Raw genomic sequence first — 12,675 nt, forward strand, 5'->3', positions numbered from 1 at the left:
CGCCGACGCGGAGATCGCCGCGCGGATCGACGCGATCGCGAGCCTGAACGACGTACCCCGCCCGGAGGCCGGCTGGGAAACCCTCTCCGAGGACGTCCTGGAGGCCTATCTGGCGCGTACGGACGCCGTCCTGGCCCCGGACTCCCCCCGCACCGCCCGAGCCGTCTACACGGCGATGCACGGCGTCGGCAAGGACACCCTCCTCGCGGCCTTCGCCCGCGCCGGCTTCCCCGCCCCGGTCCTCGTCGCCGAGCAGGCCGAGCCGGACCCGGACTTCCCCACGGTCGCGTTCCCGAACCCGGAGGAGCCGGGCGCGATGGACCTGGCCTTCGCGACGGCGGCCCGCACCACCCCCGCCCCCGACCTGATCATCGCCAACGACCCGGACGCGGACCGCTGCGCCGCCGCGGTCAAGGACGGCGCGGACTGGCGGATGCTCCGGGGCGACGAGGTCGGCGCGCTCCTCGCCGCGCACCTGGTCGCGCGCGGCGCCCGCGGCACCTTCGCGGAGTCGATCGTCTCCTCCTCGCTGCTCGGCCGGATCGCCGAGAAGGCGGGCCTCGGGTACGAGGAGACCCTCACCGGCTTCAAGTGGATCGCCCGCGTCGACGGCCTGCGCTACGGCTACGAGGAGGCGCTCGGCTACTGCGTGGACCCCGAGGGCGTACGCGACAAGGACGGCATCACCGCCGCGCTCCTGCTCACCGAGCTGGCGTCCGTGCTCAAGGAGGAGAACCGCACCCTCCTGGACCTCCTCGACGACCTGGCCGTGGAGCACGGCCTGCACGCCACCGACCAGCTGTCGGTCCGCGTGGAGGACCTGTCGCTGATCGCGGACGCGATGCGCCGCCTGCGCGAGCAGCCGCCGACGGAGCTGGCGGGCCTGGCCGTGACGAAGGCGGAGGACCTGACGCGGGGCACGGACACGCTCCCGCCCACGGACGGCCTGCGCTACACGCTCGACGGCGCCCGCGTCATCGTGCGCCCGAGCGGCACGGAGCCGAAGCTCAAGTGCTACCTGGAGGTCGTGGTCCCGGTCTCCGGGCGGTCGGAGCTCCCGTCGGCCCGCGCCAAGGCGACGGACCTCCTCGCCACGGTCAAGCGCGACCTCTCGGCGGCGGCGGGCATCTGATCCGCGGGGGCACCCGCCCCCACCGCGGCCCGCACGCCACGCGGCCCGCACGCCCCGCAGCCTCCGCCCCGGCGGAGCCACCCGTCCGAGTGGTTCCGCTAGGTCAGCTGCCGCAGCGATCCGGTGCGCTGCCGGTCCCCCAGGAAGGGTCGACCGGTAGCGCACGATCACGTTCCGGGAGCTGCCGCAGTGCCGTACGGAATCTCCGAGCCCAGGACCGCCGCCCCGTCCCGGGTCCCCGCCTCCAGGAGCCCCCTCGGCGCCGCACGCCCGCGCGCGGGCCGCGCGGACCGTGCGGCGCGCGCCCTGCGCCACGCCTCCCCCGCGCTCCTCGCGTACGCGGCCGTCCGCGCCCTCGGCCTGCTGGTGTTCGCCGTGTGGGCGCACCGCGAGCACCGCGGGGTCCGGCACCTCCTGATGGAGTCGTGGGACTGCGACTGGTACCTGAAGATCGCCGAGCACGGCTACGCGCACACGCTGGGCACCCAGTTCGACGCGAACAACCTCGCGTTCTTCCCGCTCTTCCCCGCGCTGATCAGGGCGGGCGACACCCTCGTCCCCGCGCTGCCGCGCGGCGCGGCCGGTCTCGTGATCGCGCTCGTGGCGTCGTTCGCCGCCGCGTGGGGGATCTTCGCGGTGGGCGACCGGCTGTACGGCCGGCGGACCGGCGTCGTGCTGGCCACGCTCTGGGGCAGCCTGCCCGTCGCGCTCGTGCAGTGGATGGGCTACACCGAGTCGCTGTTCACGGCGTTCACCGCCTGGGCGCTGTACGCGGTCCTGACGGGCCGCTGGGCGTGGGCGGGGGGCCTGGCGTCGCTCGCGGGCCTGACCCGCCCCACGGGAGTGGCGCTGGCGGCGGCGGTGTCCGTGGCCGCGCTGCTCTCCCTGCGCCGCGCCCCCTTCCCCGCCCGCGCGCTCGCGGGCGCCCTGCTCGCGCCGCTCGGCTGGCTCGCGTACGTCGGCTGGGTGGGCCTGCGCCTGGGCCGCTGGGACGGCTACTTCGCCGTACAGAAGCTGTGGCACAACGAATGGGACGGCGGCGTGGAGACGCTGCGCCGCATGCACGGCCTGTTCGTCGTCGAGCGGCCGCAGCTGTTCCTCGCGATGGTGACGGCGGTGCTGCTGGGCTCGGTCGTGCTCTACGCCCTCTCGGCGGCCGACCGCCAGCCGCTGCCCCTGCTGCTCTTCACGGGCCTGCTCCTGCTGATCGTGCTGGGCAGCAGCGGGGTCTACTTCCCGCGGGCCCGCTTCCTGCTGCCCGGTTTCCCGCTGCTGCTGCCGCTCGCCGTGGCGCTGGCGCGGGCGCGTACGCCGGTGATGGTGACGGTGCTCTCGGCGGCGGCGCTCACGTCGGCCGCGTTCGGCGGCCACATGCTGCTGGCGTGGCTGGGCCCTCCGTAGAGAAAGCCGCTCCCCCGGAGCAGCCCCGGGAGCAGCCCCAGGAACAACTCCAGGAGCAGCCCGAAGAGACCCGCGTCAGGTCACCGCGAGCAGCACGGCGAGGAGCACCGCGCCCACGGCGCACGGCACGACGATCTCGTACGCCCAGCGGACCGAGGGCTCGCCCTGCGCGGTCTCGGCGCCGGCCTGCCGCTCGGAGATCTCGCGCAGCTCGTCCATGGCCTGGTCGCCGCTGGCGCGGGCCGACGAGCGGCTGGGGTCCAGGAAGGGGCGGCCGCCGGCCGTGGGGTCGCCGGAGGCGGCGGCCTGCGACTGCCTGCGCGCGGCCTTCTTGCGGCCGCGCAGGGAGACGGGGATGGCCCAGAGCTGGTACTTGGTGCCCGACGGGGTCAGGACCTCGTTCGAGTAGCCCGAGCGGAGCGCCGCGACGGAGCCCCAGGGCAGCGTGACGGTCCGGAAGGGGTTGCGGACGCGGAGCCGGTCGTCGTTGGCGTACACGGCGGGCCGGACGGTGAAGGCGACGACCAGCGGCACCGCGAGCAGCAGCCCGGCGAGGGCGAGCCACGGGGTGCGGCCCTCGCCGCGGATCACGGCGTCGATGCCGAGCCAGGCGCCCAGGGCGAGCAGCAGGACGCCGCCGGCGATGCCGGCCGGGGACCGGAAGGTGCGGTCCTGGTACGCGGGCTCCGCCACGGGGTTCTGGGGGTCGCTCATACCCTGATTCTGCCTGACGCCCGGCGCGGCGCCCCGGGCCGGTCCGCCGCCGGGGCCCGGGCCCCGGACGGGCCCCACCCCTGTACAGCAGCTACGCGCGTAGATATGCTCCCCTCGTGACCATGCCCACTGCATTCGCTGACGTGACCGCGTCCGACAGCACGCTCCGCCGCTTCCTCCACGGGCTGCCCGGCGTCGACGCGGTCGGCCTGGAGGCGCGCGCCGCCTCGCTCGGTACCCGCTCGATCAAGACCACGGCGAAGGCGTACGCCATCGACCTGGCCATCTCGATGATCGACCTGACGACCCTGGAGGGCGCCGACACCCCGGGCAAGGTCCGGGCGCTCGGCGCGAAGGCCGTCAACCCCGACCCGACCGACCGTGGCACCCCGCGCACCGCCGCGGTCTGCGTCTATCCGGACATGGTCGCCACCGCCAAGGAGGCCGTCGCGGGCAGCGGCGTGAAGGTCGCCTCCGTGGCCACGGCCTTCCCGGCCGGCCGCGCCGCCCTCGACGTGAAGCTCGGCGACGTCCGCGAGGCCGTGGCCGCGGGCGCCGACGAGATCGACATGGTCATCGACCGGGGAGCGTTCCTCTCCGGTGACTACATGACGGTGTTCGAGCAGATCCGCGCCGTGAAGGAGGCCTGCGGCGCCGCGCGTCTGAAGGTCATCTTCGAGACCGGTGAGCTCTCGACGTACGACAACATCAAGCGCGCCAGCTGGATCGGCATGATCGCGGGCGCCGACTTCATCAAGACCTCGACCGGCAAGGTCGGCGTCAACGCCACGCCCGCCAACACGCTCCTGATGCTGGAGGCCGTCCGCGACTTCCGCGCGCAGACGGGCGTGCAGATCGGCGTGAAGCCCGCGGGCGGCATCCGCTCGACCAAGGACGCGGTGAAGTTCCTCGTCCTGGTGAACGAGACGGCGGGGCCCGACTGGCTGGACAACCACTGGTTCCGCTTCGGCGCCTCGTCGCTCCTGAACGACCTGCTGATGCAGCGCCAGAAGCTGGCCACCGGCCGCTACTCCGGCCCCGACTACGTCACGGTGGACTGACCCATGACCTTTGAGTACGCACCCGCACCGGAGTCCCGCTCCGTCGTCGACATCGCCCCGTCGTACGGCCTGTTCATCGACGGCGAGTTCGCCGAGGCCGCCGACGGCAAGGTCTTCAAGACGGTCTCCCCGTCCACCGAAGAGGTCCTCTCCGAGGTCGCGCAGGCCTCCTCCGAGGACGTCGACCGCGCGGTGAAGGCCGCCCGCAAGGCCTTCGAGAAGTGGTCGGCGCTGCCGGGCGCCGAGCGCGCCAAGTACCTCTTCCGCATCGCCCGGATCATCCAGGAGCGCAGCCGCGAACTGGCCGTCCTGGAGACGCTGGACAACGGCAAGCCGATCAAGGAGACGCGCGACGCCGACCTGCCGCTGGTCGCCGCGCACTTCTTCTACTACGCGGGCTGGGCCGACAAGCTCGACCACGCGGGGTACGGGCCGAACCCGGCGCCGCTGGGCGTCGCGGGCCAGGTCATCCCGTGGAACTTCCCGCTCCTGATGCTGGCCTGGAAGATCGCCCCGGCGCTCGCCACCGGCAACACGGTCGTCCTGAAGCCCGCCGAGACCACGCCCCTGAGCGCCCTGTTCTTCGCGGACATCTGCCGCCAGGCGGGCCTGCCCAAGGGCGTCGTCAACATCCTTCCCGGGTACGGCGACGCGGGCGCGGCCCTCACCGCCCACCCGGACGTCAACAAGGTCGCCTTCACCGGCTCGACCGCCGTCGGCAAGGCCATCGCGCGCCAGGTCGCGGGCACCGACAAGAAGGTCACGCTCGAACTGGGCGGCAAGGGCGCGAACATCGTCTTCGACGACGCCCCCATCGACCAGGCCGTCGAGGGCATCGTCACCGGCATCTTCTTCAACCAGGGCCAGGTCTGCTGCGCCGGTTCGCGCCTGCTCGTGCAGGAGTCGGTCCAGGAGGAGCTGCTCGACAGCCTCAAGCGCCGCCTCTCGACCCTGCGTCTGGGCGACCCGCTCGACAAGAACACCGACATCGGCGCGATCAACTCCGCCGAGCAGCTCGCCCGCATCACCGCGCTCGCCGAGACCGGCGAGGCGGAGGGCGCCGAGCGCTGGTCGGCGCCGTGCGACCTGCCGTCCGCCGGCTACTGGTTCGCGCCGACGCTGTTCACGAACGTGACGCAGGCGCACACCATCGCCCGCGACGAGATCTTCGGCCCGGTGCTCTCCGTGCTGACCTTCCGTACGCCGGACGAGGCGGTCGCGAAGGCCAACAACACGCAGTACGGCCTCTCGGCGGGCATCTGGACGGAGAAGGGCTCGCGCATCCTCGCGGTCGCGAACAAGCTCCGGGCGGGTGTCGTCTGGGCCAACACTTTCAACAAGTTCGACCCGACCTCGCCGTTCGGCGGCTACAAGGAGTCGGGCTTCGGCCGCGAGGGCGGCCGCCACGGCCTGGAGGCGTACCTCGATGTCTGAGAAGTCCGAGCAGCAGCGACTTGGCGTCTTCAAGACCTACAAGCTGTACGTGGGGGGCAAGTTCCCGCGTTCCGAGAGCGGCCGGGTGTACGAGGTGACGGACTCCAAGGGCAAGTGGCTGGCCAACGCCCCGCTGTCGTCCCGCAAGGACGCGCGTGACGCGGTCGTCGCGGCCCGCAAGGCGCAGGGCGGCTGGGCCGGCGCGACGGCGTACAACCGCGGCCAGATCCTCTACCGCATCGCCGAGATGCTGGAGGGCCGCCGCGATCAGTTCGTGCGCGAGGTCGCCGACGCGGAGGGCCTGTCGAAGTCCAGGGCCGCCGCGGTCGTGGACGCGGCCATCGACCGCTGGGTCTGGTACGCGGGCTGGACGGACAAGATCGCCCAGGTCGCGGGCGGGGCGAACCCGGTCGCGGGCCCGTTCTTCAACCTCTCGACGCCGGAGCCGACGGGCGTGGTCACGGTGCTCGCGCCGCAGGACTCCTCGTTCCTCGGCCTGGTCTCGGTGATCGCCCCGGTGATCGCGACGGGCAACACGGTCGTCGTGATCGCCTCCGAGAAGGCGCCGCTGCCCGCGCTGTCGCTGGGCGAGGTCCTCGCGACCTCCGACGTGCCGGGCGGTGTGGTCAACATCCTCACCGGCAAGACCGCCGAGATCGCGGCGCCGCTCGCCGCGCACCAGGACGTCAACGCCATCGACCTGACGGGCGCGGACGCCGACCTGGCGCGCGACCTGGAGGTCGCGGCGGCCGACAACCTCAAGCGCGTGCTGCGTCCACAGCCTGTGGACTGGTCGGCCGACCCGGGCACGCACCGCCTCACGGCCTTCCTGGAGACCAAGACGGTCTGGCACCCCACGGGTTCGCTGGGCGCGTCCGGCTCGGCCTACTAGCCGCCCCGAGCCCTCTCCGCACCGAAGCCCCGGCCTCCTCCGTCCAGGAGGCCGGGGCTTCGTCCTGCGCGCGCCGGGTCAGATCCCGAACCGCGCGGCGATCCCGTCGAGCACGCAGTCCAGGCCCGTCTCGAACTCCCAGGACGGGTCGTCCTTGCGCGTCGCCTCGTGGATGTAGCGCTGGTACGTGGGGTAACGCCCGGTCCCCATCAGGTAGTTCATCTGCGGCGCGAGGCCGCGCCGCGCCTCGTCGGGGCTCTCCCACTCCTGCTGGCGCAGGTACTCGCTCAGCAGCACCTCGGACCGCACCATGCCGCCCACGTACGCGGTGACGGTACGGAAGGCGGCCATCATCGTGTCGACGTCCAGGCCGTGCCCGTCGAGCGCGGCGAGCTGCCGCTCCGCGACCGCGAACCGGTTCGGCGTCAGCGCGTGCAGCGGAGTGGGCAGGTCGGCCATCCAGCGGTGGCGCAGCGCCATCGCGCGGGTGGCGCGCGCGGATTCGCGCAGGACGTCGCGCCAGCCCGTCGCCCCGGAGGCCGGCGTCAGCTCGGCCGAGACCAGGTCGACCATGAGCGCCAGCAGGTCCTCCTTGCCCGAGACATGGCGGTACGCGGCCATCGGCGCGACGCCCAGCTCGGCGGCGAGGCGGCGCATGGTGACGGCGGCGAAGCCCTCGGCGTCGGCGACCCGCACCGCGACCGCGGCGATCTTCTGCGGCGTCAGCGCGGCGCGCTGCGCGGGCGCCGGGCGCTCCATGCGCTCCCAGAGCGAGGCCTCGGGCTCGCCCTTCTTCTGTGTGGCCATGCGTACAGCGTATCCACTATGGACGGTGTACACAGCAACGTGTACGTTGTACGCATTGAGATACGGCGTACACATCAGCGCCGTACGCAGGGCTTTCGCACGCCGTTCGCCACCAGGGGGTCCCCATGAGCACGCAGCCTCAGCACCGCACCCAGCCGCAGCCGCAGCCGCAGCCGCTCCGCGTCGCCGTCGTCGTCGGCAGCACCCGCGAGGGCCGTTTCGCGCCCGTCGTCACCGACTGGATCAAGGGGCACCTCGACGGGCGCGGTGACATGAACGCCGACGTCGTCGACCTCGCCGTGACACCGCTGCCCACCGTCCTGCCGCCCTTCGGCGGCCCCGCCGCACCCGGCACCGAGGAGGCGCTCGCACTGGTCTCGCCGCGCCTGGCGGCGGCCGACGCCTTCGTCTTCGTCACGCCGGAGTACAACCACAGCTTCCCGGCGTCCCTGAAGAACGCGATCGACTGGCACAACGAGCAGTGGCACGCCAAGCCGGTCGGCTTCGTCTCCTACGGCGGCATCTCGGGCGGCCTGCGCGCCGTCGAGCAACTGCGGCTCGTGATGGCCGAGTTGAACGCGACGACCATCCGCAACACGGTCAGCCTGCACCAGGTGTGGGGCCTGTTCGACGAGGACCGCGTGATGAAGGACCCGGCGAGCGACGCCGCCGCCAAAGCCATGCTCGACCAGCTCGCCTGGTGGGCACAGGCCCTGCGCGACGCCAGGAACGCCCGCCCGTACGCCGCCTGACACCACGTCACATCCTCTGGGGGAGTCATGAATCAGCGTACGGAGAAGCCGCCCGTGGAAGGAGCCCCGAGCCGGGCCCCGCAGCCGGACCCGCCCTCCCGGCCCGCCGTCCTCGGGCTGCTGCTCGGCATCATCCTGGCGACGCTCGACGGCACGATCGTCGGCACCGCGCTCCCGACGATCGTCGGCGATCTCGGCGGCCTCGACCACTTCTCCTGGGTGGTGACGGCCTATCTGCTCACCACCGCCGTCTCCACCCCGGTCTGGGGCAAGCTCGGCGACCTCTACGGCCGCAAAGGCAGCTACCTGACCTCGATCGCGGTCTTCCTCGCCGGGTCCGTGCTGTGCGGACTCGCCCAGGACATGGGGCAGTTGATCGCGTTCCGCGCCCTCCAGGGGCTCGGCGCGGGCGGCCTCTTCGTCGGCGCGCTCTCCCTCATCGGGACACTGCTGCCACCCGCGCAGGCCGGCCGTTCGCAGTCGATGATCGGCGTGATGCTGCCGGCCGCGATGATCGGCGGCCCGCTGCTCGGCGGCTTCCTCACCGACCGGCTCGACTGGCGCTGGGTCTTCTACGTCAACGTGCCCGTCGGCGCCGCCGCGCTGCTGCTCGTCGGACTCCTCGTCCACGTGCGCGGCGAACGCGTCACGGCGCGCGTCGACTACGCGGGCGCCGCGCTCCTGACGGCGGGCATCCTGGCGCTCACCCTGCTCGGCACCTGGGGCGGCTCGGCGTACGGCTGGCTCTCCCCGCAGATCACGGGCCTCGCGCTGCTCGCGGCGCTCGCGCTCGCCGCCTTCGTCCGCGTGGAGCGGCGGGCACCCGAACCGGTCATTCCGCCGCGCCTGTTCCGCGACCGCAACTTCACGCTCGCGCAGGCCCTGAGCTTCCTGGCGGGCGCGGCGATGATGGCGGCGGCGACCTATCTGCCGCAGTACATGCAGTTCGTGCACGGCACGTCGTCGACGCGGAGCGGGCTGCTGCTGCTCCCGCTGATGCTCGGGATGATGGGCGCGCAGCTGTTCATCGGGCGGGCCGTCGGCAACGGCGGCGGGTACCGCGGATACCCGATCGCCGGCGCCGCGGTCGCGGTGGCGGGCGCCCTGGCCCTGCTCACCCTCGGCGTGGACACGCCCACGGCCGCGGCCTCCGCGCTGACGCTCGTGCTCGGCGTGGGCCTGGGCTGCCTCATGCAGCCGTCGCTGCTGATCACCATGAACAGCGCGGAGCCCCGCGACATGGGTGCCGCGAGCGGCACCACCACGCTGCTGCGCACCATCGGCGGCTCGCTCGGCGTCGCCGTGCTCGGCTCCGTCCACGCGAGCCGCGTGACCGACGCCCTCACGGACCGGCTCGGCACCGACGGCGCGCGCCTGGCGGGCGGCCGCGAACCGACCCCCGCGGCGCTGCGCGAGCTGTCCGAGCCGGTCCGGGACGCCTTCCGGGCCGGCGTCACCGGCGGGCTGCACGGCGTCATGGCGGGCACGGCCGCGCTGTGCGCGCTGGCCTTCGCGGCCGCCCTGCTGATCCGCGAGGTGCCGCTGCGGTCGCGGGCCGGGGCCCCGGACCCGTCCGCCGCCGACTAGCCGGGCAGCAGGCCCGTCGCGGGGCCGACCACCGGCAGCTCGGACAGGGAGGCGCCCTGCGCGATCGGGCCGGTGACGGCCGCGGTGCTGACCGGCTTGAAGTCGGCGACCTGGGTGCCGAGCGCGTTGTCGAGCGGGTCGACGCCCGTGCCGGCCAGCGGGTCGAGCTGCAGGTTCTTGGCCGGGCCGAGCCCGCTCGCCGTCGCGCCCCGCAGCGTCTCCAGGACGGCGTGCCCCGACGCCGCCGTGTCGACGTCGCCGAGCGGCGTGGCGAACCCGGTCGCGGGTGCCTCCGGGGCCGGTGCGGCGCTCGCGGCCGCCGCCCCGCCGGCGAGCGCGGCGCCCGCGGCCGTGATGGTCAGCCCGGCGCGCAGCAGCGCGCGCGAGCCGGTCCTGGGTGCCTTGGATCCTGAGTGTCGTGCCATCGGTACCGCCCATGTCGTCGTGCGTGGCGAGCGGTCGACACCGCGCGTGGCGGGAAGTCGACCGCCGGAGTGATCGAGCGGACACGTAGCGTAGTTGACGTGAGGAGCGGACACCAAGGCCGACCCGCCCGAGGGGGGGCTCAGCCGGTCCCGGCGGCGGGCGCGGGGGCCGGTTCGCCGAGCATCGCGCACAGCGTGGCGGTCTGGAGCTTCTTGGAGACGCGGTTGATCTCCGGGAAGGCGTCCGGGTGTTCGGCGAACGCCTCGGTCGTGACCAGGACCGTGGCCGTGCGGCGGCCGGTGGCGTCGGTGACCGTGGTGCTGAGGTAGCCGGGGATGCCGCCGTCGTGCGCCCACACCGTGCCGCACGGGGTGTTCAGGGTCATGATGCCGAGGCCGTAACCGGGCCCGTCCGGCTCGCCGGGGTCCATCGGCACGGTGGTGCGCAGCTGGGCCAGTTGCGCGGCGGGCAGCAGCCCGCCGGACATCAGCGCGGCGTGGAAGCGGGCCCAGTCCCGCGCGGTGGACACCACGGCCCCGGCGGGACCGCCCCAGGAGGGGCTGTTGCCGGTGACGTCCACGTGCCCCTCGCGGGGCGTCCCCGCGTACTCCCTGAACGCGGCGGGCACCCCGGGCGGCATGTGGGCGGCGTCGGGTTCGTAGCCGCGGGCGTGCGGGCCGCGCCAGTCGGCGTCCGTGGCGTAGAAGGTGTGCCGCAGCCCCAGCGGCCGGGCGATCCGGTCCCGGACCAGCTCGGCGACGCTCTGCCCGGTGGCCTTCTCCAGGACGGCGCCGACCGCGGCGTAATTGGTGTTGCTGTACGACCACTTCGTGCCCGGCGCGAAGAGCGGATCGTGGCGCACGCCGAGGGCCAGCAGCCGCTCCGGCGTCCAGGGCCGCCGGTCCTTGCCGAGGATCGAGGGCACGACGGCGGGGTCCTCGGTGTAGTCGAACAGGCCGCTGGTGTGGTTCAGGAGCATGCGCAGGGTGATCGCGTCGCCGTCGGGTATCCGGCCCGGGAGCCACTTCTCCACCGGGTCGGCCAGGGAGAGCCTGCCCTCGGCGACGAGTCGCAGCACGAGCGTCGCCATCATGGTCTTGGTGCTGGAGCCCACGCGGAACGCGTCGCCCGCGCGGAGCCGGTGGTCCTTCGCGGCCCAGGGAGCCTGCTCGGCGATCTCGACCGGCCGGCCCGAGCCGTCGTCGACCCGCACGATCACGCCGGGCGCCCCGGCGGCGACCACGTCCCGTGCCAGTTCGCGCAGTTCGGCGCGCGGGACCCCGGCCGGTTCCCCGGCCGCCAGCGCCGGCCGGGCGAGCGGGACGGCCGGTCCGGTCAGGGCCAGCAGGACCGCCACGGCCGTGCGGCGGGCACGGCGCGCACGGGCGGGACGGCGGACGCGGACGACGCGGCGCCGGGGGCGGGCGGTCCGGGACGGTACGTACGCGCCGCTGGGGCGTGCCGGTGCTGTCATGCCGTTCATCGTGGTGCGCGGATGTGCCCCCGGTCACTGGGGCGGACCGCCGCACTGAAGGGGGGCCTGCCCCCTTCACACTTCCGTCACCGCCGGAACTGCCGCCACCGCCGCAGCCGTCTGTGCCCTCTTCGCGTCTCGGTTGATAATGACTCCCGACCACGCTGGCGAGCCGTGTCGGGAGACGCGGTCCATCGGGCCTCGCCGGCACAGCCCCAGGTGCAAAGGTTCACAGAATTGGGATCCCATCCCCCGATACCGACCCGCGTCGTGCTGCTCACGGGCCCCTCCGGCTCGGGCAAGTCGTCCTTCGCCGCGCGGTCCGGGCTGCCGGTGCTGTGCCTGGACGACTTCTACAAGGAGGGCGACGACCCCACGCTGCCGCAGGTGCCGGGCAGTTCGGACATCGACTGGGACTCCCCCGCGTCCTGGGACGCCGACGTGGCCGTCGCCGCCATCGAGGAGCTGTGCCGCACGGGACGCACGAAGATTCCCGTGTACGACATCTCCACCAGCTCGCGCGTCGGGCAGGACTCCCTCGACATCGAGCGGACGCCCCTGTTCATCGCGGAGGGGATCTTCGCGGCGGACATCGTGCGGCGCTGCCGGGAGCTCGGCGTGCTCGCCGACGCGATCTGTCTGCGGGGGCGGCCCTCCACCACGTTCCGGCGCAGGCTGCTGCGGGATCTGCGCGAGGGACGGAAGTCGGTCCCGTTCCTGCTGCGGCGCGGGTGGCGGCTGATGCGCGCCGAACGCGCCATCGTGGCCCGGCAGACCGCTCTCGGGGCGCACGCCTGCGGGAAGGACGAGGCGCTGGGCCGGGTCGCCGACGCGGCGGCCGGCCGGTGCGTGAAGGCGACGGCCCGCGTCAGCGACTGAGCGCGGCGGGCGGCGGGCGGCGCCGCAGGGGACGGGCAGGAACCGGCCGGAAGCACCACGCCCCGGCGCCGCCCCGAAGAACGTACGTACGGAGAACACGTCCGTACGGAAGACAC

General features: G+C 73.6%; 12 protein-coding genes. 8 read left to right on the plus strand and 4 right to left on the minus strand.

The features are described from left to right. Together AOK22_RS24990 and AOK22_RS24995 are read left to right on the plus strand one after the other, a co-directional pair. Positions 1 to 1,132 (plus strand): phosphohexomutase domain-containing protein (locus AOK22_RS24990; RefSeq protein WP_055700964.1); only part of this gene is annotated, 1,132 nt, incomplete at its 5' end. Between the two features lie 189 nt (positions 1,133 to 1,321). Next, the gene (locus AOK22_RS24995; protein ID WP_425264061.1) at positions 1,322 to 2,533 is read left to right on the plus strand and encodes a hypothetical protein; all 1,212 of its coding nucleotides are present in this window, start codon (positions 1,322 to 1,324) and stop codon (positions 2,531 to 2,533) included. A 75-nt stretch (positions 2,534 to 2,608) separates the two neighbouring features. Here AOK22_RS24995 and AOK22_RS25000 read toward each other — a convergent pair whose 3' ends face one another. Continuing rightward, positions 2,609 to 3,247, minus strand: a complete 639-nt coding sequence (locus AOK22_RS25000; RefSeq protein ID WP_055700965.1) for a PH domain-containing protein — start codon at positions 3,245 to 3,247, stop codon at positions 2,609 to 2,611. Between the two features lie 122 nt (positions 3,248 to 3,369). Between AOK22_RS25000 and deoC the strand changes: the two genes are divergently transcribed. From deoC to AOK22_RS25015, 3 genes are read left to right on the plus strand one after another with little or no spacing between them, the layout of a single operon-like run. After that, complete coding sequence (deoC, locus tag AOK22_RS25005) at positions 3,370 to 4,308, plus strand: deoxyribose-phosphate aldolase (RefSeq protein WP_063795325.1); 939 nt, start codon at positions 3,370 to 3,372, stop codon at positions 4,306 to 4,308. Between the two features lie 3 nt (positions 4,309 to 4,311). Then, on the plus strand, positions 4,312 to 5,742 hold the full coding sequence (locus AOK22_RS25010; RefSeq protein WP_055700967.1) for an aldehyde dehydrogenase family protein: 1,431 nt from the start codon (positions 4,312 to 4,314) through the stop codon (positions 5,740 to 5,742). Further along, a complete protein-coding gene (locus tag AOK22_RS25015; protein WP_055700968.1) occupies positions 5,735 to 6,634 on the plus strand; it encodes an aldehyde dehydrogenase family protein in 900 nt (299 codons plus the stop codon). The genes AOK22_RS25010 and AOK22_RS25015 overlap by 8 nt, the downstream gene beginning before the upstream one ends. A 78-nt stretch (positions 6,635 to 6,712) precedes the next feature. Here the strand turns inward: AOK22_RS25015 and AOK22_RS25020 are convergent, their stop codons facing one another. After that, positions 6,713 to 7,441, minus strand: coding sequence for a TetR/AcrR family transcriptional regulator (locus tag AOK22_RS25020; RefSeq protein WP_055700969.1), 729 nt, complete (start codon positions 7,439 to 7,441; stop codon positions 6,713 to 6,715). A 125-nt stretch (positions 7,442 to 7,566) separates the two neighbouring features. Here AOK22_RS25020 and AOK22_RS25025 point away from each other — a divergent pair, with 125 nt between their 5' ends. Continuing rightward, the gene (locus AOK22_RS25025) at positions 7,567 to 8,193 is read left to right on the plus strand and encodes an NADPH-dependent FMN reductase (protein ID WP_055700970.1); all 627 of its coding nucleotides are present in this window, start codon (positions 7,567 to 7,569) and stop codon (positions 8,191 to 8,193) included. Between the two features lie 27 nt (positions 8,194 to 8,220). Then, positions 8,221 to 9,780, plus strand: coding sequence for an MDR family MFS transporter (locus AOK22_RS25030; protein WP_055700971.1), 1,560 nt, complete (start codon positions 8,221 to 8,223; stop codon positions 9,778 to 9,780). On the opposite strand, the gene AOK22_RS25035 is transcribed toward AOK22_RS25030, so the two are convergent. Further along, positions 9,777 to 10,205, minus strand: coding sequence for a hypothetical protein (locus AOK22_RS25035; RefSeq protein ID WP_055700972.1), 429 nt, complete (start codon positions 10,203 to 10,205; stop codon positions 9,777 to 9,779). The genes AOK22_RS25030 and AOK22_RS25035 overlap by 4 nt on opposite strands. 140 nt (positions 10,206 to 10,345) lie before the next feature. Next, positions 10,346 to 11,680: a serine hydrolase domain-containing protein gene (locus AOK22_RS25040; protein ID WP_079036794.1), complete on the minus strand. Its 1,335-nt coding sequence runs from the start codon at positions 11,678 to 11,680 to the stop codon at positions 10,346 to 10,348. A gap of 237 nt (positions 11,681 to 11,917) precedes the next feature. Between AOK22_RS25040 and AOK22_RS25045 the strand changes: the two genes are divergently transcribed. Next, on the plus strand, positions 11,918 to 12,559 hold the full coding sequence (locus tag AOK22_RS25045; RefSeq protein WP_167357880.1) for a uridine kinase family protein: 642 nt from the start codon (positions 11,918 to 11,920) through the stop codon (positions 12,557 to 12,559). Positions 12,560 to 12,675 lie beyond the last annotated feature (116 nt).

It is taken from the genome of Streptomyces silaceus (genome assembly GCF_001419745.1).
Classification (GTDB): Bacteria; Actinomycetota; Actinomycetes; order Streptomycetales; family Streptomycetaceae; genus Streptomyces; species Streptomyces silaceus.